This window comes from Pseudoalteromonas sp. T1lg76 (genome assembly GCF_002964725.1).
In the GTDB taxonomy this organism is placed as follows: Bacteria; Pseudomonadota; Gammaproteobacteria; order Enterobacterales; family Alteromonadaceae; genus Pseudoalteromonas.
Genome location: NZ_PQCE01000007.1, coordinates 1 through 19,502, shown reverse-complemented (window position 1 = coordinate 19,502; position 19,502 = coordinate 1). Strand labels below are relative to the sequence as shown.

16 protein-coding genes and 3 tRNA genes are annotated in these 19,502 nt (G+C 49.2%); 17 read left to right on the top strand and 2 right to left on the bottom strand.

The window, feature by feature from the left end:
- The first annotated feature begins 48 nt into the window (after positions 1 to 48).
- From nagA to C2M35_RS02695, 9 genes are all read left to right on the top strand, one after another.
- A complete protein-coding gene (gene nagA / locus C2M35_RS02735; protein WP_105264554.1) occupies positions 49 to 1,170 on the top strand; it encodes an N-acetylglucosamine-6-phosphate deacetylase in 1,122 nt (373 codons plus the stop codon).
- An 88-nt stretch (positions 1,171 to 1,258) separates the two neighbouring features.
- Positions 1,259 to 2,395: a transmembrane glucosamine N-acetyltransferase NagX gene (gene nagX / locus C2M35_RS02730; protein WP_105264553.1), complete on the top strand. Its 1,137-nt coding sequence runs from the start codon at positions 1,259 to 1,261 to the stop codon at positions 2,393 to 2,395.
- Positions 2,396 to 2,622: 227 nt separating this feature from the next.
- Positions 2,623 to 3,417: a glucosamine-6-phosphate deaminase gene (gene nagB / locus C2M35_RS02725; protein WP_105264575.1), complete on the top strand. Its 795-nt coding sequence runs from the start codon at positions 2,623 to 2,625 to the stop codon at positions 3,415 to 3,417.
- Between the two features lie 105 nt (positions 3,418 to 3,522).
- A complete protein-coding gene (nudC, locus tag C2M35_RS02720) occupies positions 3,523 to 4,443 on the top strand; it encodes an NAD(+) diphosphatase (RefSeq protein ID WP_105264552.1) in 921 nt (306 codons plus the stop codon).
- Positions 4,440 to 5,618, top strand: coding sequence for a cystathionine beta-lyase (locus C2M35_RS02715; protein WP_105264551.1), 1,179 nt, complete (start codon positions 4,440 to 4,442; stop codon positions 5,616 to 5,618). The genes nudC and C2M35_RS02715 overlap by 4 nt, the downstream gene beginning before the upstream one ends.
- A gap of 272 nt (positions 5,619 to 5,890) precedes the next feature.
- A complete protein-coding gene (locus tag C2M35_RS02710; protein WP_105200445.1) occupies positions 5,891 to 6,700 on the top strand; it encodes an ABC transporter permease subunit in 810 nt (269 codons plus the stop codon).
- On the top strand, positions 6,697 to 7,608 hold the full coding sequence (locus C2M35_RS02705; protein ID WP_105258426.1) for an ABC transporter ATP-binding protein: 912 nt from the start codon (positions 6,697 to 6,699) through the stop codon (positions 7,606 to 7,608). The genes C2M35_RS02710 and C2M35_RS02705 overlap by 4 nt, the downstream gene beginning before the upstream one ends.
- Before the next feature lies 1 nt (position 7,609).
- Positions 7,610 to 7,984: a PH domain-containing protein gene (locus C2M35_RS02700; protein ID WP_105200443.1), complete on the top strand. Its 375-nt coding sequence runs from the start codon at positions 7,610 to 7,612 to the stop codon at positions 7,982 to 7,984.
- 125 nt (positions 7,985 to 8,109) lie between these two features.
- On the top strand, positions 8,110 to 8,901 hold the full coding sequence (locus tag C2M35_RS02695) for a putative porin (RefSeq protein WP_105200442.1): 792 nt from the start codon (positions 8,110 to 8,112) through the stop codon (positions 8,899 to 8,901).
- 72 nt (positions 8,902 to 8,973) lie between these two features.
- Here the strand turns inward: C2M35_RS02695 and C2M35_RS02690 are convergent, their stop codons facing one another.
- The gene (locus tag C2M35_RS02690) at positions 8,974 to 10,821 is read right to left on the bottom strand and encodes a M2 family metallopeptidase (RefSeq protein ID WP_105200441.1); all 1,848 of its coding nucleotides are present in this window, start codon (positions 10,819 to 10,821) and stop codon (positions 8,974 to 8,976) included.
- A 163-nt stretch (positions 10,822 to 10,984) separates the two neighbouring features.
- Between C2M35_RS02690 and C2M35_RS02685 the strand changes: the two genes are divergently transcribed.
- Positions 10,985 to 13,261, top strand: coding sequence for an acyl-CoA dehydrogenase (locus C2M35_RS02685; protein ID WP_105264550.1), 2,277 nt, complete (start codon positions 10,985 to 10,987; stop codon positions 13,259 to 13,261).
- A 149-nt stretch (positions 13,262 to 13,410) separates the two neighbouring features.
- Here C2M35_RS02685 and cysK read toward each other — a convergent pair whose 3' ends face one another.
- The gene (cysK, locus tag C2M35_RS02680; RefSeq protein ID WP_105200439.1) at positions 13,411 to 14,379 is read right to left on the bottom strand and encodes a cysteine synthase A; all 969 of its coding nucleotides are present in this window, start codon (positions 14,377 to 14,379) and stop codon (positions 13,411 to 13,413) included.
- A gap of 362 nt (positions 14,380 to 14,741) precedes the next feature.
- Between cysK and C2M35_RS02675 the strand changes: the two genes are divergently transcribed.
- The 7 genes from C2M35_RS02675 (at position 14,742) to C2M35_RS02645 (ending at position 19,499) form a co-directional block, all read left to right on the top strand.
- A complete protein-coding gene (locus tag C2M35_RS02675; RefSeq protein WP_105200438.1) occupies positions 14,742 to 15,893 on the top strand; it encodes a dicarboxylate/amino acid:cation symporter in 1,152 nt (383 codons plus the stop codon).
- A gap of 68 nt (positions 15,894 to 15,961) precedes the next feature.
- A complete protein-coding gene (gene uvrY, locus C2M35_RS02670) occupies positions 15,962 to 16,612 on the top strand; it encodes a UvrY/SirA/GacA family response regulator transcription factor (protein ID WP_105258429.1) in 651 nt (216 codons plus the stop codon).
- A 9-nt stretch (positions 16,613 to 16,621) separates the two neighbouring features.
- Positions 16,622 to 18,442: an excinuclease ABC subunit UvrC gene (uvrC, locus tag C2M35_RS02665; RefSeq protein WP_105200436.1), complete on the top strand. Its 1,821-nt coding sequence runs from the start codon at positions 16,622 to 16,624 to the stop codon at positions 18,440 to 18,442.
- Positions 18,443 to 18,486: 44 nt separating this feature from the next.
- The gene (pgsA, locus tag C2M35_RS02660) at positions 18,487 to 19,038 is read left to right on the top strand and encodes a CDP-diacylglycerol--glycerol-3-phosphate 3-phosphatidyltransferase (protein WP_105200435.1); all 552 of its coding nucleotides are present in this window, start codon (positions 18,487 to 18,489) and stop codon (positions 19,036 to 19,038) included.
- A gap of 178 nt (positions 19,039 to 19,216) precedes the next feature.
- Positions 19,217 to 19,292, top strand: a tRNA-Gly gene (locus C2M35_RS02655).
- Between the two features lie 9 nt (positions 19,293 to 19,301).
- Positions 19,302 to 19,375: transfer RNA gene (locus C2M35_RS02650), tRNA-Cys, on the top strand.
- Positions 19,376 to 19,412: 37 nt separating this feature from the next.
- A tRNA-Leu gene (locus C2M35_RS02645) sits at positions 19,413 to 19,499 on the top strand.
- The last annotated feature ends 3 nt before the right edge of the window (positions 19,500 to 19,502 follow it).

Below are 19,502 nucleotides of genomic sequence, written 5' to 3'. Positions count from 1 at the left end.
TCGGCGCAAGAATAAATTGGCACCACAGACTCTAAGGTTATAAATAAAATGAATACAGCCTTCCATGCTCAGCGCTTATTTGATGGTGAACGTTTTTTAACAGACGTCTATTTTCAGGTGCGTGCGGGAAAATTGCATTTCCTGACATCGCCACAAGATCAGGCCACTCGACTTGAGGGCTTAGTGGTACCTGGGTTTATCGATGTTCAGGTCAATGGTGGTGGCGGTGCGTTTTTTAATGCCGAGCCCAACCTTGCCTGTCTCAAGAAGATGGTGCATGCCCATGGTCAATTTGGCACCACGGCCATGATGCCGACCCTGATCACAGATGATATTAAGGTGATGGGCGCTGCGGCCGACGCCATTGCTCAGGCTATCAGCGCTCAGGTGCCGGGTATTGCCGGCGTTCATTTCGAAGGGCCGCATCTGAGTTTGCCCAAAAAAGGCACTCACAGTGAGCAGTTTATTCGTCCTACCAGCGCCGCAGAAATGGCCATTTACGAGCGCGATGATCTGGGTCTGAAAATGCTCACCCTGGCGCCGGAGCATGTCAGTATCGCCGACATCAAGCGTCTGGTGGCCTTGGGTGTTAAAGTCTCCCTTGGCCATACCAATGCGGATTATGCCACCACCATGGCGGCTCTCGATGCCGGCGCCGATGGCTTCACTCATTTATTTAATGCCATGTCACCTTTTACCTCCCGAGAGCCCGGTGTGGTGGGTGCAGCCCTTTGGCATGACAACAGCTGGTGTGGATTGATAGTGGATGGTCATCATCTGCATCCTGACTCCGCCAAGCTGGCCATTCGTACCAAGCAGCGCGGCAAAATCATGCTGGTGACAGATGCTATGCCGCCGGTTGGCACGGACGCCACCGAGTTTGATTTCTTCGATGGTCGTAAGGTGTACCGCACCGGCGATCGTTTGAATTCCAGTACCGGAGAGCTGGCGGGCAGTGTGCTCGATATGGCCAGTGCCGTGCGCAATACGGTCAATACCCTGGATATTGGCCTTGGCGAAGCGTTACGAATGGCCTCGCTTTATCCGGCGCACTATTTGGGCTTACAGAATACTAAGGGGCGTCTGCTGGAAGACTTTGATGCCGACTTTGTGGTGCTTGACCAGCAACTGCAGGCACAGGCAACCTACCTGGGTGGGCACTTGCTTTAAGGTTAATCCCTGGAGACCCCGCAGGCAGTAACGCGGGGCTTTTTATTGTGCCCAGCCAGAAATGCGAGCGGGCAACTAGTGAGAGTATATGACAACAACTGACACGGTTAAAAAGAAGCAACGCCTGGCCTCTTTGGATGCCTTACGCGGCTTCGACATGTTTTGGATCCTTGGCGGTCAAGGCATATTTGCCGCACTTTTGGTGTTAACGGGTTGGCAGGGCTGGAAAGCATTTGAGGCCCAGACAGTGCACTCACCTTGGCATGGCTTCACCTTTTATGATCTGATTTTTCCGCTCTTTATCTTCTTATCGGGCGTGGCCATGGGCTTAAGCCCTAAACGCATCGACCATTTACCTCTTAAGGAACGACTGCCTTATTACCAAAAGGCGCTGAAACGACTGGTTATTTTATCAGCCTTTGGGGTGCTCTATAACCATGGCTGGGGCACGGGCATGCCTATGGCGCTGGATGAAATTCGCTACGCCAGTGTGCTTGGCCGCATTGCTATTGCCTGGTTTATTGCCGCCATGCTGGTCTGGCACACCTCGATGCGCACTCAGGTGATGGCGCTGGTTGGCATCTTAGTGGGTTATTGGCTTTGGCTTTGTTTTATTCCCGTGCCCGGTGGCCTTGCCGGTGACCTCAGTGCCGAGGGCAGTTGGAACGCCTGGATTGATCAGCGCCTGTTACCGGGCATTAGTTATCAGAATAGGCCGGTTGATCCTGAGGGGATATTGTCGAATATTCCCGCCGTGGCCAACGCCATGATGGGAGTCTTTGCCGGGCGTCTGATAGCTCAGGCACAGGAGCGCGGGCAGTGGCGAATAGCCGCTATTTTATTCGGCAGCGGGCTTGTTAGCCTGATGCTTGGCTGGTTATGGGATGGAATTTTTCCCGTTAACAAAGAGCTTTGGACCAGCTCTTTTGTGCTGGTGACAGTAGGCTGGAGTGCCATGCTGTTGGCACTGTTCTATGTGCTAGTGGACGTACTTGGCTTGCAAAAATGGGCGTATTCCTTTGTGATTATCGGCGCCAATTCCATCATTATTTACCTGGCCTCAAGCCTGGTGAGCTGGAGCCATATATCGAAAAGTCTGTTCGGCGGCGTGATACGTGCCGTGCCCGAGCCCTGGCAGCCCTTGGTCGGTGTAATAGCGCTGCTGGGCGTACAGTTGCTGGTGCTACACTGGATGTATAGGCGCAAGATCTTTGTCAGTGTCTAGGCCTTTATCCGGCGTAGGTAACAGCGAACAAAGCTAAATCAAAAATCCATGCCTGTTTCGTCGCTTTGGCTTTACAAGGGGAAATGAAAAAGGTAAAAATGACAACGTTGTCATAATGGTGTGACCTAATAACCATCCTATTAGGTGCTGATCTATGGTCATGGGCCAATTGCACGGAGCGCTTGACCATAGATCCCATTTTTTTCAACTTTAACAACGAGCTAGACATGCAAATTGTGATTCTAAAAGACGCGGCGGCGGTTGCTCACTATGGCAGTGAGTTGTTTGCGGCGCAGTTAAACAAACAGCCTGCCTCGGTATTGGGTTTAGCGACCGGTTCAACGCCCGTGGCCTTGTATCAAAACCTTATCAAGCTAAACCAGCAAGGGGACATAAGCTTTGCTCAGGCGCAAAGTTTTAACCTCGATGAATACCTGGGCTTGCCCGGTGAACATCCGCAAAGTTACCGCTACTTTATGAATCAGCAGCTGTTTAATCATATTGATATAGATATTAACAACACCCATGTGCCGCCAGGCAATGCGGACGATCCCATTGCGGCCTGCGAGCAGTACGAGCGGCAAATAGCAGAGGCAGGTGGGATTGATTTGCAACTACTTGGCATTGGTCGCAACGGCCATATTGGTTTTAATGAACCCTCGTCCGGCTTGACCTCGCGTACCCGGGTAAAAACCCTGACCAAAGCAACCATTGCCGATAATGCGCGCTTCTTTGCCGAAGGCGAATACCAGCCCCATTTATCCATCACCATGGGCATAGGCACCATATTGGATGCCAAGAAGGTGGTATTACTGGCAACTGGCGAGAGTAAGGCTGCGGCCATTACCGCTACGGTCGAAGGGCCACTCAGTGCCGCTTGCCCGGCATCGGCGCTGCAAATGCATCAAAACGCCGTGCTGGTGATAGATGAGGCTGCGGCAAGTCAATTGGCGGATGTAGATTTCTACAAACATATTGAAGCCGAAAACCAAAAGCTGTTAAAGCGCCTTGGCAAAAGATAACTTCTTCATTAGCTAGATTAAAATGAGCTTTTATTGTCGCTGTCGGGGGCGCGCAAATATGCTAGGGTAGGGGCATTCGATTTTTTGGCCCGTGTTTAGATTTAGATGTTGCAATACTCCCAGTTGCCCCTCGACCGTCACTCCAGTGACCGCAAAGACCCAAATTGGCTTATTAACAAGCGCCAAGGTGGGCGTTATGTGCTTATCAATAACGACCATAATTTGTTTATCGCAGACTCACCCATCGCCGCTTTTGTCGATTACCAAGCCGTAAAAGAGTTTGATGTGGATAATGCCATCTATCTGGGCGAGCATGAGCAGCAGCATTATTTTGCCCTGGATGTAAGCGTGCCGCTGGCCGAAGAGAGGCAGTTCGCCGGCTATGAATTCGTTGATATCCGCAAATACGGGCCTGTGGTTGATGCCCATGATGCGGCCATTTTAGTGCTGGCCCGAGGTCTGTGTCACTGGCATAAAACGCATAAGTTTTGTGGTCGCTGTGGCACCCAAAACTTTATTGCAGAAGCCGGTCATGCGCGTAAATGCAGCAACAAAGACTGCCGTCATTTAACCTTCCCAAGAACCGATCCTGCGGTGATCATGCTGGTTCATTATCCCTTTAGCGATGGCGTTGAACGCTGTTTACTGGGCCGCCAGGCGAGTTGGCCTCAAGGCGTTTATTCTACCTTGGCTGGTTTTGTAGACCCGGGCGAAACCTTAGAGGCTGCAGTGGCTCGTGAGGTGATGGAAGAGGCTGGAGTGGCTGTTGAAAGTCCCAGGTATATCGCCTCTCAGCCTTGGCCTTTTCCAAGCTCTTTAATGCTGGGTTATATGGCTAAGGCAAATAGCACAGATATATTTATCGACCAGGATGAAATAAGTGAGGCGAGATGGTTTTCCCGCCAGGAGCTGCGCGATTTCGGTAACTGGGGGGACGAGGGCGAGCATTTCAAATTGCCCCGTAAAGACTCTATCTCACGGTTTTTGATCGACTCTTGGATAGCACAGAATGAGGACCAGGAATGAAAAAAGAAACACAACTGATCGCCGCCGGGCGCAGTAAAAAGTACACTCAGGGGGTTGTGAACCCGGTATTGCAGCGGGCATCCACCGTGGTATTCGACAGCGTGGCCGAATTTAAAGAAGCGGCTAAAAATCGCGGTAATCGCGCCTTATTTTACGGTCGTCGCGGCACCAATACCCACTTTGCCCTGCAAGAAGCCATTACCGAGCTTGAAGGCGGCGCTGGTTGTGCCTTGTACCCAAGCGGCGCAGCGGCCATCGCCAATACCCTGCTGTCATTTGTGAAGGCCGGGGATCATATCCTGATGATGGATACCGCTTACGAGCCGACTCGTGATTTTTGCAACAAGGTACTGAGCGGATTGGGCGTAAACACCACCTATTACGATCCCATGATAGGCGCAGGCATGAGCGAGCTAATTCAAGACAACACCCGAGTGCTGTTTATGGAATCTCCCGGCTCCATCACCATGGAGGTGCAGGACGTACCGGCCCTGGTTAAGGTGGCCAAAGATCATGGTTTAATCACCATGCTCGATAATACATACGGCAATGGCCTGCAGTTTCGTCCCTTAGATCACGGTGTTGATATCAGCATCCAGGCGGCAACCAAATATATCGTCGGCCACAGCGATGTGATGATGGGTGTCAGCGTTGCTAACGAGCACTATTGGCCAACCTTGCGCGAGCAATCCTACCTGCTTGGTCAGTGTTGCAGCGCCGATGATGCTTATATGGCACTGCGTGGCCTGCGCACCATGGCGGTACGTTTGGCGCAGCATGAGCAGGCGGCGTTAGAAGTAGCGAACTGGTTAAGTACGCACCCGCTGGTCGACCATGTGCGTCATCCTGCATTATCAACGTGCCCGGGACATGAGCACTTTAAGCGCGATTTTCACGGCAGCAATGGGTTGTTCTCCGTGGTGATGAAAGAGGGCAATCAGGCGGCGCTGGATGCCTTGGTTGAGGCCTTGCATCACTTTAAAATGGGCTTTTCCTGGGGTGGCTATGAGAGCCTGATCACCACAGGCCTTACCATGGCACCGCTGCGCAGCGTCACCGGATGGGCGCATGGGCCAATTATTCGTCTGCATATTGGTTTAGAGAATGTTGATGACTTGATTGACGACCTGAGTCAGGGCCTGGATGTGTACGCCAAGGTTTGTGCTCAGGCTTAGTGTCCATAAGCCGTAGACTTTACTGAAACATCTTTTTACAAGCGCTCATACTTTTGAGCGCTTTTTTCATTTATAGTGGTAAGCAATTAATAATACCAATTGCATTAAATAGATGGTCTATTATGGCGTCAGATAAATGGCCCAATGACAAGGCGAAAATTTCAGTATGTAGTTGTTCTACATCTGTAATTTTAAACGATGTAAGTGGGTTATTTAGCTCGCAAGAATGATAAGAACTTTAATAAAATTGGTATAATAATAAGGATAACGCCATGGACCCTGTGCGTATCGGCAAGCTTATGCAGTTTGAGCTAGCGCGGCATTTTTTAACTAAGAAAGCCTGGCTGGCACTGTTGGCCTTTGCCCTAGTGTGGCTGATGATTTACCGCTATGGCGTGTATGAAGCGGTGAATATCTTGGCTCAGCCGGAGTTTGAGCAGTTTATTTTAGCCGTGTTTGGCAACCTGGGTCTGCAGAGTCTGTTACATTGGCCCGACGCCGAGATGGCGGTGTATTGCCTAATCGCCATGCTCACCTTTCCACCCTTTATCATTTACTTGTGCAGCGATCAGTTTGTCAGCGATCGCGAGCGCGGCACTCTGCGTTTTATTGCTTTGCGCGCCACACGTTTGGAAATCGTACTGGGACGCTTTTTCGGCCACGCCTTAAGTACCGCATTCTTGATTGCCATTAGTTTGTGCGGGGCGCTTATTTTGGTGGCGCTGCGCGATATCAGTATTCTTCCACAAGCGCTTTGGCATGCCCTGCAGTTTGAACTCTTACTGCTGGTTAATTTACTGCCCTTTATTGCTCTTATGTCTTTGCTCAACACCGTGGCGCGCTCATCGCGAATGGCACTGATTTACGTGATCTTGCTCTACACCCTGGGCTTGCTGATCTTATCCATACTGCAGGTGAAACTGGGTGTGCCCGAGGCGCTGGATTATTTGTTCCCCGGTGAGCCGCTCGACCAGATTGCGACCTTACGCCCGCCCTTAATGAGCGCGGTGTTGTGGCCGCTGGTGCAAACGGGGCTCTTCCTAGGGCTTGGCTTTTATAAATTTCAGCGAGGCAGTCTATGAGTTTTTTAATAGAAGCCAAGGGCGTCAGCCATTTCTTCGGTGCCAAGCAAGCGCTGCAAGACGTGAATATCGAATTGACTGCGGGTAAGCCCATTGCCCTGGTCGGCCCTAACGGTGCCGGTAAGACCACCTTATTCAGTTTAATCTGCGGCTACTTGCAACCGAGCCGGGGTGAGTTGCGCGTGCTTGGTCATAAGCCGGGCAGTGCTGCCTTGTTTGGTCAGCTTGCGGCCTTGCCCCAAGATGCCTTGCTAAGCCCGGATTTTAGCGTTGGTGAACAGTTAAATCTGTTCGCGCGATTGCAAGGATTTAGCCGCGCCGAGGCGCGAAGCGAATGTGAGCGGGTATTGGAGCTGGTGAGTCTGCCCGAGACTTTAAATAACCGTCCCAATGAGCTGTCACACGGCATGAAAAAACGTATCTGCATAGCGCAGGCGCTGATCGGCTCGCCTAAACTGGTGATGTTGGATGAGGCCACCGCGGGGCTTGATCCGGTCAATGCCAGGGCTATTCGTGAGCTGGTGAGTATGCACAGCGACCACACCACCTTTGTGCTCAGCTCCCATGATTTATCCGAGCTAGAACGCTTATGTGATCGCGTTTTATATTTACGCCAGGGGCAATTGGCAACCCACGAACTTAATCAAGGCGGCACGCAGCTGAGGTATCTTACCCTGCAATTGCGAGCGCAAGATGCGCAAGTCGTAGAGCGACTAAAAACCCTTGAACGGGTGATTGAGGTGAGTAATAGTCAAAGTAATGAATTTGTGATCGGCTACGAACATCAGGTCAATTCTGAGGCCATGGACATTCAGGTGCTAAGATTATGTCATCAACAAGGGTGGCAGTATCGTGCGCTGGTTAATGGTCACACTCTAGAAAATCAACTTTTTGCAACAGGAGCCTAATATGGGACTTTTAAGCGGACTAATGGGTAATGCCAGTGAAGTGGACGGTGAGGAGCTGGAAACCCTGCTCGAAGAAATTCTTGCCCCGGGAGAGAATCTGGAAAAAGCGTACAAGGTGATCCGCGATTTATTCTTGTTTACCAACAAGCGCTTAATCTTGGTGGACAAACAAGGTATGACAGGGTCAAAAATGGAAGTGTTGAGCATTCCTTACGGCAAAATTACTAAATTCAGTAAAGAAAGCGCCGGTCACTTCGATATGGATGCGGAGCTGAAAATCTGGATTGGCTCGGATAAGGAGCCGTTGACGAAAAACTTCAAGGCTGGCGACAACATTAATGAGGTTTATCGAATATTGTCACGCTATGCTTTGTAAGAATTTGTACCCATATCTAACAATCCCTAACATTTAATTAAAACAATCAAATGGTTAGTTAAGTTATAATTCAGTTCAGCGGCGCTAGAGTGGCGCTGCTTTATTTAGATATAGGGAAATCTATTATGAAAAAACTAACTGTTGCCATCGCATCTGTACTTTTCTCAGGCGCTGCATTCGCCCAGTCTTATCAGTCGATCACCGACCTTGAATACGTTAACTTCGACTCTGATGACTTTGTTTCTTTAAGCTCTAAGTACTATTTCGCGCCTAAGCAAGTACTTGGCCCGTTGGATCAGTTTGAATACATCAACAAAACCACCAATGTATACGGCGGTCTTGCTGATAGTGACTTCGCCACTAGCTACAATGTAGGCGGTGAGTACTTCTACAACAGCTTTGTATTTGGCGCGTCATATAACACAACAGACTACGATGATTTCGGTGACATCGATGGTTATACACTAAGCCTAGGTTACCTGGTAAACGACAACTTGTTGTTCAAAGTTGAACGTGAAGATTATGAACAGGCAAGCGACGTTTTCTACTTTTCAGGTCAATACAATCACGCGCTAAACGCCACCGATTACATCGGTTTCACTGCAAAAATTGATGACGGATTCGATCATCGTGAAGTAAGTGCAAAATACTTTAAAGACCTGCAGCACGGTAACTACCTAACGGTTGAAGGGACATTTATCGATATTGAAGATGGAGACAGCTACTGGCAACTTGGCTCTAGCTACTACTTCAGCAAAGCAACTTCGGCATTCGTTGAGTTTGATGAAGAAGACAACTACGGTTTTGGTGCTAAGCACTTCTTCACTACTAACTTTGCTGTGACTGCTGGTTATGGTAACAACTGGGATGACTCAGGCCTAGATCAGTACTACCTAAAAGCCACGGCGCAGTTCTAATCTGCTTCGCTTTAGGAATAAAAAAAGCCGCGATTATCGCGGCTTTTTTGTTTTCAACCTTTGGTTAGAAAATTACCAGCCGCACTGACGGCCTTTGTTTTGCTCATCAAGGTAAGCTTGAAGCGGGGCAAAGTAATCCAGGATGGCGGTGGCATCCATTTCTTCTTTACCCGTCACGCTGGCCAGGGCTTCTTGCCATGGGCGGCTTGAACCCATCTCTAGCATGGCGTTAAGCTTTTCACCGGCTTCTTTCGAGTTGTATACCGAACAGCGATGAATCGCTTCTTCGTTACCGGCGATTTCACACAGGCTACGGTGGAAGTCGAACTGCAGAATATGCGCTAGGAAATAACGCGTGTATGGCGTATTGCCTGGTACATGGTATTTCGCACCGGGATCAAAGTCGGCTTCAGAGCGGGCGATAGGCGCTTGTACACCTTGATACTTCTCACGCAGATCCCACCAGGCTTGGTTATAGTTCTCAGGAGTAATTTCACCTGAGAATACCTGCCAGCGCCATTGGTCAACGAGCAGACCGAAAGGAATAAAGGCTACTTTATCCAATGCCATCTTCATCAGCAGGCCGATGTCTTTTGACTCATCCGGCACTTCATCAAGCAGGCCGATTTCTTTTAGGTAAGCCGGAGTCACAGACAGGGCTATGGTGTCGCCAATGGCCTCATGGAAACCATCGTTGGCGCTTTCCTGATAATAAAGCGGCTGCGTGTTGTAGGCTCTCTGGTAGAAATTGTGGCCCAGTTCGTGGTGAATAACAGAGAACTCTTCACCGGTGCGCTGGATACACATCTTAATACGCAGATCGTCCTTGCTGTCGATGTTCCAGGCCGAGGCATGACATTGCACATCACGGTCCTGAGGCTTAGTGAACAAGGAGCGCTCGTAGAAGGTTTGTGGTAGCGGTGCAAAGCCCATAGAAGTGAAGAACTTCTCAGCGCCTTTGACCATCTTGATCTCGTCATAGTTATGCTTGGCGAGCAGTTCGGTAACATCATAACCAGGATCGGCATTTTCCGGGGCGACCACGTCATAAATGTTACCCCAGGTTTGCGCCCACATATTACCTAGCAGGTGAGCCGGGATAGGTTGATCTTGCGGTACCTTGTCTTCGCCGTATTTTTCGCCCAATTTGGCGCGCACATGGCAGTGCAGTGAATCATAAAGCGGTTTTACCTGACCCCAGATGCGATCTAGCTCTTTGGCGAAGTCATCGGCTGGCATATCGTATTTGCTGCGCCACATGGCGCCGGTGTCGGCATAACCCAACTCCTGTGCACCTTCATTGGTAAGTGCTACTTGCTGCTCGTAAAGCGGGCGCATGGGTTTAGACACTTGGCGCCAGCCCTGCCATAAGTCCAGCAGTTCGTTGTAATCACGGCTGGTGGCCATGGTGGCGGTCATCTCGCCCAGGCTTAAACAGGTACCGTCTTCTTTACAATATTTACCTTTACCGTATAAACCGCCTAACTCGGCAACCAACTGAGAAAGTTTGGCTGTTTTCTCGGCATCCTGAGGTGCAGGCAGAGTTAAAGCAAGCTTAAGCTTGTCGAGCTTACGACGGGCATCATAATCAAGTTCCAAGCTGTCAAACTTAGCCGCTTCGTTGGCAAGACGCACCACGGTTTCGGTCATCTTGCGGTTTACTTCGGCAGAAAGCTCGGCGGTATCATGAGTAATAAAGTTGGCGTAAATCCACTCGGCACGGCTTGACTCAAGATATAGGGCGGCTAGGTCTTGCTCGGTTTTATCTAAGAAACGCTGAGCATCGGCAACACTCACCTGGGTTTTAGCAACACCTTGTTGTTTTGTTTCTGCGGTGTTGGCATCCGAGCAGGCAGTTAGGCCGAGCGCCGCGCAGACAACCAAGGCGCTTAGGCTTGGTTTAAATGGCAAATTGGTCATGAAGATTCCTCTTGTTGTTAGACCCGGGTTAAATATCCCGGTTAAAGCAGCAGAATAATAGCAGTGCGCTGCGAATTGGTACAATGCAGATGTCGCAAATGATTGTAAATCTTGATAGTTCGTCCATACTGAGGGCTAAGATCGAGTATCAAGGAACAAAGCAATGAGTTGGTTATTTATCCTTATTTTGGTCGCCATTATTGTGGTGTTTGGGGTGCGTGATATTCGCATGAATATTATTACCCGGCCGTTGTTTAAATGGTTTAAAAATGCATTGCCGCCGCTGTCGCAAACCGAGCGTGATGCTATGGAAGCGGGGGATATCTGGTGGGATGGCGAGCTTTTTCGCGGCAATCCCAACTGGCATACCCTGCATCAATACGCAACCACCATATTAAGCAGCGAAGAGCGTGAGTTTATCGACAATCAGGTGGCTACCTTGTGCAGCATGCTTGATGACGAAGAGATCACCCGGAATCAGGATTTAAGCGAGCCCGTCTGGCAATACCTTAAAGACCAAGGCTTTTTTGCTTTGATAATTCCTAAAGAGCACGGTGGTCATGAATTTTCGGCCTTAGCAAACTCCACCATAGTGGCGAAAATTGCCACTAAGAGCTTAAGTGCGGCGGTAACCGTGATGGTGCCCAATAGTTTGGGCCCGGCTGAGTTGTTATTGCACTATGGTACTTTGGAGCAGCAAAACCTTTGGCTTCCTAAGCTGGCCAAGGGCGAAGAATTGCCTTGCTTTGCGCTAACCGCACCGGATGCGGGCTCCGATGCCGGCGCCATCCCGGATACGGGCATCGTTTGTAAGGGCGAATACCAGGGGGAGGAAGTACTGGGTTTAAGACTCAACTGGTCAAAACGCTATATAACTCTGGCGCCTAAAGCCACGGTGCTTGGCCTGGCATTTAAGATGTTCGACCCAGATGGCCTATTGGGGCACACCAAGAATATCGGTATCACCTGCGCCCTGATCCCCACGGATCACCCCGGGGTGAATACGGGTATGCGTCATAAGCCCATGAATATGGGGTTCCTTAACGGCACCACCACGGGTGAAGATGTATTTATTCCCCTTGACTGGATTATCGGTGGTGAAGTGCAGGCCGGTAATGGCTGGCGTATGCTGGTCGAGTGTTTATCAGCGGGGCGGGGCATTTCCTTACCCGCGCTTAGTACCGCAACCGGACATTTAAGTGCCCGCACAAGTGGTGCTTATGCGGCGCTGCGCCAACAATTTGGTGTGGCCATTGGCGAGTTTGAAGGCGTACAGGAAGCCCTTGCGCGTATCGGTGGCTTAACCTATCAGCTTGAGGCCACCCGGGTGCTAACTGCCACGGCCATAGATCAAAAACTGAGCCCCGCTGTGATCACTGCTATCGCCAAATACCATATGACGGAAATGGGTCGCCAGGTGATCAATGATGCCTTGGATATTCATGCCGGCAAGGGCATTCAAATGGGACCCTCGAATTATTTGGCACACTGCTATATGGGCACGCCAGTTTCGATCACAGTTGAGGGCGCGAATATTCTCACGCGTAACCTGATGATTTTCGGTCAGGGTGCCATTCGCTGTCACCCTTATGTGCTCGATGAAATGGCGGCCGCCGCACATGAGGATGGCGAAAAAGGGGTGAAGGAATTTGATCCTCTCTTGTGTCAGCATATCCTCTATAGCGCGAACAATGGCGCCATGGCCTTTGTGCACGCCTTGACTTGTAGCTACTTTGCCCGTACCCCCGTAGGTGGTGCCACAGCACATTACTATCGTTATCTTGGCCGTTTCTCTAGAGCCTTGGCGTTTTGTTCTGACATCGCCATGCTGCGCTTTGGTGGCGAGCTTAAGCGCAAAGAAATGCTTTCGGCCCGTTTGGGTGATGTATTAAGTCACCTTTATCTTGCTTCTGCTGTGCTGAAGCGTTTTGAAGACGAAGGGCATCAGCATGCTGACCTGCCTTTTGTGCAATATTCGGTAGAACGTAACCTGTATCTGTGCGCCAAGGCCTTTGACGAGTTCATCACTAATGTTGGTGGCTTAGCGCTACGTAGCCTGTTACGTCTGGTGGTGTTCCCCTTAGGCAATCACTTTAAAATGCCAAAAGACGAGGTTGCTAGAGCCGTGGCCAAGCACATGACTCAAATAGGTGTAGTGCGCGAGCGCTTAACCCACTTGTGCGTGGTTGATGAAAAAAATGGCACTGGCGTGCTTGAAGCGGCACTCGAAGCCCAGCATCAAGCTGCATCTGCTTACAAAGCACTGAATAAACTTAAACGCGACAAAGAGATCCGCGGGTTAACTCTGGCCGAGCTTATTGAGGATGCAAAAGAAAAAGAGAAGATCACCGAGGAGCAATATAATTTGTTATCCAAGGCTGAGGAATTAAGGCAAAAAGTGATAGCCGTCGATGTTTTTGACGCCGATGAGTTTGCCTAGCCAAGTTCAATAACTACTAAAAAGGGCCACTAGGCCCTTTTTTAATGTCCGGCTCAGATTTAGCCGCTGTAGGATATTAGCCCGAATCACAAGCAAAGAAAAAGGCGCCTGAGCGCCTTTTAATTACGAATAAAGAATCATAAGCTGAGTTATTGTACTAACTCTTGGTCGCTAAATTCATCGGCAAACAGGGCACTAGATAGATAACGCTCAGCTGAGCTAGGTAAGATAACCACAATGTTTTTACCTGCGTTTTCAGGACGCTCGGCGATGCGCTTGGCAGCTACCACGGCAGCACCAGATGAAATACCCGCAAGGATACCTTCACGTTTCATCAGCTCATGGGCCATCTCCATGGATTCTTCATTACTGACTAGTTCAACGCCATCAAGCAATTCTAAATCCAGGTTGCCAGGAATAAAGCCGGCACCTATGCCCTGAATTTTATGGGGGCCCGGTTTTACCTCTTCACCGGCCATGGTTTGGCTGATCACTGGTGAGTCGCTTGGCTCAACGGCGATAGACTTAACATCCACGCCTTTTTCCTGCTTCAAGTAGCGGCTCACACCTGTGATGGTGCCGCCTGTGCCAACACCGGCAACAAAGAAATCAATCTTGCCATCTAGGGCATCATAGATTTCCGGGCCTGTGGTTTCGAAGTGAATCTTAGGGTTAGCTGGGTTTTCAAACTGTTGCAATAAAATATATTTTTCAGGGTTACTATCGCGAATTTCTTTGGCTTTCTCGATAGCGCCTTTCATGCCTTTGGCGCCGTCGGTAAGTACCAGGTTTGCACCTAATGCCTTCAACAGCTTACGACGCTCTAAGCTCATGGTGTTGGGCATGGTTAGGGTTAGCTTATAGCCACGAGATGCAGCAACAAAGGCCAGGGCGATACCTGTATTACCTGATGTCGGCTCGATCAATTCTTTGCCTTCGGTTAATTCGCCAGATTTTTCGGCTTCCCAAATCATTGACGCACCGATGCGGCATTTAACACTAAAGCTCGGGTTGCGAGCTTCGATTTTGGCGTAAACATTACCAGAGGTGACGCGGTTAAGTTTGACTAACGGGGTGTTTCCAATTGAAAGCGAATTATCTTCGTAAATCTTTGACATATTCAGTACCTAGCTAAATGTGACCGTATATTCGGTAATGCCTTCACTTTACTATTTGAAGCGCAAAACTAAAGGAAAGATTGGCTATATGATATAGCTAATCGGTTATAACAGCAGGGTATAAAAACAAAGTTTGATATTCCTGATGCTTTAATTTTATTCGCAGTTCCTTACCAGAAGGTGAAATAATTCTGGCGCATGCTAGGGCGTTTTGCCAGTTCTCTATATACATGAGTGGCATGCGTATAAGGCAGTTGTTTGTTCAATCCTTACTCATCCGATGCGTGATTGAACGGATTTATGCGTACATAAGTGTTAAAAGATGGTAAAACATCAGTATTGTTAAATTAGATTCTAATATTATGAAGCTTATTGTTAAATTGATAGCCGGCATCCTGTTGGGGATTGTTATTGGTGCCTTTGCTCCTGAATTGGTGGCGCGGGTGTTGTACACGGTAAAAGCCCTGATCGGCGAGCTGATTGGTTTTACCATTCCTTTGATCATCCTGTTTTACATTTGTTCAGGTATTGCCGGGTTGCCCCGTGGAGCCAATCACTTGTTGGGTAAAACCGTTGGGTTTGCCTATGGCTCAACGGTTATCGCCGGTACTTTGGCCACTTTAGTGATGATCTGGGCGGCGCCACACCTAAGCGGTAGCATCAGTTTTTCCGGCTCTGAAGAGAGCGCACTAAAAAGCTTTATTGATATTCAAATCCCACCCTTAATGGGTGTGATGACGGCTTTGGCCACCGCTTTTACCTTTGGTATAGCCATCAGCCAGCGCCAGTTAAGTGAGCTGCAAACGGTTGTTGACCAAGGCCGAGAAGTGATCGATGCCTTATTGGCCAAGGTGATCATTCCGGCGCTGCCTTTTTATATCGCCGGCGTCTTTGCCGATATGACGGTCGCCGGTACCGTGGCCTCGACCTTGCAAACCTTTGCTGTGGTATTGGCCATTGCATTGGTAATGCACTGGTTATGGCTGACCGTGTTGTATGTGGGCACGGGCATTTTGCTTGGCCGCTCTCCGCTAGAACTAATTAAAAACATGTTGCCTGCGTATTTTACCGCCTTGGGTACCATGTCCAGTGCAGCCACTATTCCTGTGTCCTTGCAGGCAAGTAAAAACAATGGCGTAAAAGAAAATATTGCCAACTTCAGCGTGCCCCTGTGTGCCACCATTCACCTGTCCGGTTCGACTATTACCATAGTGACCTGTGCCATGGCAGTGATGGCCTTGTCGCCGGGTATGAGCGTTGGTAGTTTAACCGAGATGCTGCCCTTTGTGTTTATGCTAGGCATAGTGATGATCGCGGCTCCTGGCGCTCCTGGTGGTGCTGTGATGTCGGCCTTGGGTCTGCTAACTAGCATGTTGGGCTTTAATGATGCGGCAATTGCGCTTATGATCGCCTTGTATTTAGCTCAAGACAGTTTTGGTACCGCTTGTAATGTTACCGGTGATGGCATCATAGCATTGTGGGTCGACCGTTTTTCTGTTAAAACAGAGGCTTGAGTAAGGTGTTTACAGGTACGCTCGGGTAACAAGGAATTACTTGAGCGTAACTAAAGAGGGTAATCCTGTTGATTAATGTATTACTTGTAGATGATCACGAACTGGTACGTACAGGAATTAAACGTATTCTTGACGATGTTCGTGGCTTTAAGGTGATAGGCGAAGCTAAAACCGGTGAAGAAGCGGTGCAGTTTTGCCGTCAGAATGAGCCGGATATCGTCTTGATGGATATGAATATGCCCGGTATTGGTGGCCTGGAAGCGACCAAGAAGATCTGCCGGTATTGCCCCGATGTAAAGGTCATCGTATTGACCGTACACTGTGAAGATCCTTTCCCTAGCAAAGTGATGCAAATAGGTGCCCATGGTTATCTCACTAAGGGCGCCGGCTCGGAAGAAGTGATCCAAGCCATTCGCTCCGTGAATGCCGGTCAGCGCTACATTGCTCCGGAAATCGCCCAGCAGATAGCTTTGGCCAAGTTTAGTGGTCGTACCGATGAGAGCCCTTTCCAGACTCTGTCCGATCGTGAACTGCAAATTATGCTGATGATCACTAAGGGTGATAAGGCGCAAAGCATTGCCGAGCAGCTGAATCTGAGTTCGAAAACAGTCAACAGTTATCGTTATCGAATTTTCGAAAAGCTTGCGGTGAACGGCGACGTAGAGCTGACACATTTGGCTATCCGCCATAAAATGATCGATATTGATAGCGATCACTGATCAAACCTTATGACCTTTGCTGCTGACCAGTTTCTTAAAACGGTCTCTGAAGAACCCGGCGTATACCGTATGCTCGACAAAGAAGAGCAGGTGATATACGTCGGCAAAGCTAAAAATCTAAAAAAACGCCTTTCCAGTTATTTTCGTAAAACCGGTTTAGATACTAAGACACAGGTCTTGGTGAGTAATATCTGTGATATCCAGGTAACTCTGACTAACACCGAAACCGAGGCCTTGCTGCTCGAAAATAACCTGATCAAAAAGTATCAGCCGCGTTATAACATCCTGCTGCGTGACGATAAGTCTTACCCTTATATTCTGTTGACTAAGCACCAGCACCCTCGTTTAGCTTTCCACCGTGGCGCCCGTAAAATTCAGGGCGAATATTTTGGTCCTTTTCCCAGTAGCAGCGCGGTGTCCGACAGCTTACGCTTAATGCAAAAGCTGTTTCCGGTGCGTCAGTGCGAGGATAGTTACTATAAAGCGCGCAGTCGTCCTTGTTTACAGTATCAGTTAAAACGCTGTAGTGCCCCTTGCGTGGGTAAGGTTAGTGATGAAGATTACGATGCTCAGGTAAACTTTGTGCGCAAGTTTTTGGGCGGCAAATCCCAAGAGGTGATCGCCGAGCTGGTAGCAAAAATGGAGCAGGCCAGCGAGGAGTTGGCGTTTGAGAAGGCAGCCAAATATCGCGACCAAATCCAGCTGCTGCGTAAGGTGCAGGAGCAACAATCGGTATCGGGTAAGCATGCCGAGCTCGACGCCATAGGTTATTACTCCCATAATGGCTTGATCGCCATACATATTCTTATGGTGCGCGATCATAAGGTGCTGGGCAGCAAGACTCTGTTTCCTAAGGTACCTAAAAACAGCAGCGACGATGAAGTGCTCACCTCTTTTATTGCTCAATACTACTGCACACCGGGAGCCAGTGGACGCATCGCCAAGGAGCTGATCTTACCCTTTGCCATTGATGAGCAAGCCGAATTGGCAGCGGCCATGAGTGAGCTAAAATCGGCAGCGGTCAAGCTGGTGACGGTGCAAAGGGGGGAGCGTGCACAATACCTGCAACTGGCAAATAAAAATGCCCGTAGTAGCCTGGAGGTGAAACAAAGCACCCAGGATTCCATCAATAAACGCTATGCGCTGTTAAAAGATGCGTTGAATCTAGATGATATTAGCCGCATGGAATGTTTCGATATCAGCCATACCATGGGGGAGAACACGGTTGCCTCTTGTGTGGTGTTTGACGCCCAAGGGCCAAATAAGTCCCAATATCGGCGTTTTAATGTAACCGATATCACCCCTGGGGATGACTATGCGGCCATGGCATTTGCTTTGAAAAAGCGTTATTCCAAGCTGGTGGATGAAACCAAGATCCCCGACGTGATTTTTATCGACGGCGGTAAAGGGCAGTTAAATCAGGCGGTTGAATTTTTTAGTGATTGGCCCTTTGAAAAAGAGCCCTTATTGGTTGGGGTGGCCAAAGGCACCAGCCGAAAGCCAGGCCTAGAAACCTTGTTGATCGATGCCGGGCGTAAAACAGTGAATTTAAGTAGTGATTCGCCTGCGCTGCATCTGATCCAGCATATACGGGATGAGTCCCACCGATTTGCCATTGCTGGGCATCGCAACAAGCGCCAGAAACAGCGTAACCGCTCGGTGCTAGAAGAAATCAGTGGCGTGGGCCAAAAACGACGCCAGGCGCTGCTCAAATACCTAGGAGGAATGCAGGGAGTTAAGAATGCAACGAGGGAGCAGTTGAGCCAAGCTCCGGGGATCAGCCAGGCCATGGCTGAAAAGATATTTAACCATTTGCATGACAAGGCATAGCCCTTCGTGCGAATATTAAAAAAAAGAAGACGCTGCTAGTAGTTATGTGGAACATTCCCAATACGTTAACAACCTTTAGGTTGTGCCTTATTCCAATTTTTTTAGTTATTTTTTATTTACCTTATCAATGGGCGTTTTTCGCAGCGGCATTTGTATTTTGGTTGGCGTCGATCACGGATATTCTCGATGGCTATCTGGCGCGACGCTTAAATCAGTCGACTCCCTTTGGTGCCTTTTTGGATCCTGTAGCCGATAAGGTCATGGTCAGTGTTGCTTTGGTGTTACTGGTTAGTCATTATCAGAGTTTATGGATGACGGTGCCGGCGATCATCATTGTTTCTCGGGAAATCGTCATTTCCGCATTGCGTGAATGGATGGCCGAACAGGGTAAGCGGGGTCAAGTGGCCGTATCCCAGCTAGGGAAAATTAAAACCGCCGCTCAGATGTTAGCCATTATCGGCTTGATTTGGCAGTTCCAGCCCTGGATGGTGAGTTTAAGCTATGTGTTGTTATACATTGCTACCTTGTTGACCTTTGGTTCTATGGTGCAATATTTAATGGCAGCACGTCATAGTTTACTGGCCGATAACGGCTAAATGTATAATTACACACCGTTTTAGATAAAAATTAAGCAAACGATTCAAAACTGATATTTTTTGTATTGACGCGTTTAATAATCTCTGTAGAATGCGTCGGTGTTGAGAGGGCGCTAGCCCAATCAAAGTAAACGAAAAGCCAAGCTTTTCGTGCAGTGAGAATGTCTCACTGTAGGATGCGAGTATAGCTCAGCTGGTAGAGCGCAACCTTGCCAAGGTTGAGGTCACGAGTTCGAACCTCGTTACTCGCTCCAATCTTTGATGGCGGAATGGCAGAGTGGCCATGCAGCGGATTGCAAATCCGTCCACCTCGGTTCGACTCCGGGTTCCGCCTCCATTTTCTCAACACTATCCACATGCGCAAGCAACCCGATGCCCGGGTGGTGGAATTGGTAGACACAAGGGATTTAAAATCCCTCGCTGGTAACAGCGTGCCGGTTCAAGTCCGGCCCCGGGCACCATTT

What these genes read in the sequence shown, in the direction of transcription:
- C2M35_RS02675 (WP_105200438.1), top strand. Translation starts at nt 14,742, where the DNA reads ATGAAGCTTATTGTTAAATTGATAGCCGGCATCCTGTTGGGGATTGTT.
- nagA (WP_105264554.1), top strand. Translation starts at nt 49, where the DNA reads ATGAATACAGCCTTCCATGCTCAGCGCTTATTTGATGGTGAACGTTTT.
- C2M35_RS02685 (WP_105264550.1), top strand. Translation starts at nt 10,985, where the DNA reads ATGAGTTGGTTATTTATCCTTATTTTGGTCGCCATTATTGTGGTGTTT.
- C2M35_RS02700 (WP_105200443.1), top strand. Translation starts at nt 7,610, where the DNA reads ATGGGACTTTTAAGCGGACTAATGGGTAATGCCAGTGAAGTGGACGGT.
- nagX (WP_105264553.1), top strand. Translation starts at nt 1,259, where the DNA reads ATGACAACAACTGACACGGTTAAAAAGAAGCAACGCCTGGCCTCTTTG.
- C2M35_RS02710 (WP_105200445.1), top strand. Translation starts at nt 5,891, where the DNA reads ATGGACCCTGTGCGTATCGGCAAGCTTATGCAGTTTGAGCTAGCGCGG.
- pgsA (WP_105200435.1), top strand. Translation starts at nt 18,487, where the DNA reads ATGTGGAACATTCCCAATACGTTAACAACCTTTAGGTTGTGCCTTATT.
- nudC (WP_105264552.1), top strand. Translation starts at nt 3,523, where the DNA reads ATGTTGCAATACTCCCAGTTGCCCCTCGACCGTCACTCCAGTGACCGC.
- C2M35_RS02690 (WP_105200441.1), bottom strand. Translation starts at nt 10,821, where the DNA reads ATGACCAATTTGCCATTTAAACCAAGCCTAAGCGCCTTGGTTGTCTGC.
- uvrC (WP_105200436.1), top strand. Translation starts at nt 16,622, where the DNA reads ATGACCTTTGCTGCTGACCAGTTTCTTAAAACGGTCTCTGAAGAACCC.
- cysK (WP_105200439.1), bottom strand. Translation starts at nt 14,379, where the DNA reads ATGTCAAAGATTTACGAAGATAATTCGCTTTCAATTGGAAACACCCCG.
- C2M35_RS02695 (WP_105200442.1), top strand. Translation starts at nt 8,110, where the DNA reads ATGAAAAAACTAACTGTTGCCATCGCATCTGTACTTTTCTCAGGCGCT.
- C2M35_RS02705 (WP_105258426.1), top strand. Translation starts at nt 6,697, where the DNA reads ATGAGTTTTTTAATAGAAGCCAAGGGCGTCAGCCATTTCTTCGGTGCC.
- nagB (WP_105264575.1), top strand. Translation starts at nt 2,623, where the DNA reads ATGCAAATTGTGATTCTAAAAGACGCGGCGGCGGTTGCTCACTATGGC.
- C2M35_RS02715 (WP_105264551.1), top strand. Translation starts at nt 4,440, where the DNA reads ATGAAAAAAGAAACACAACTGATCGCCGCCGGGCGCAGTAAAAAGTAC.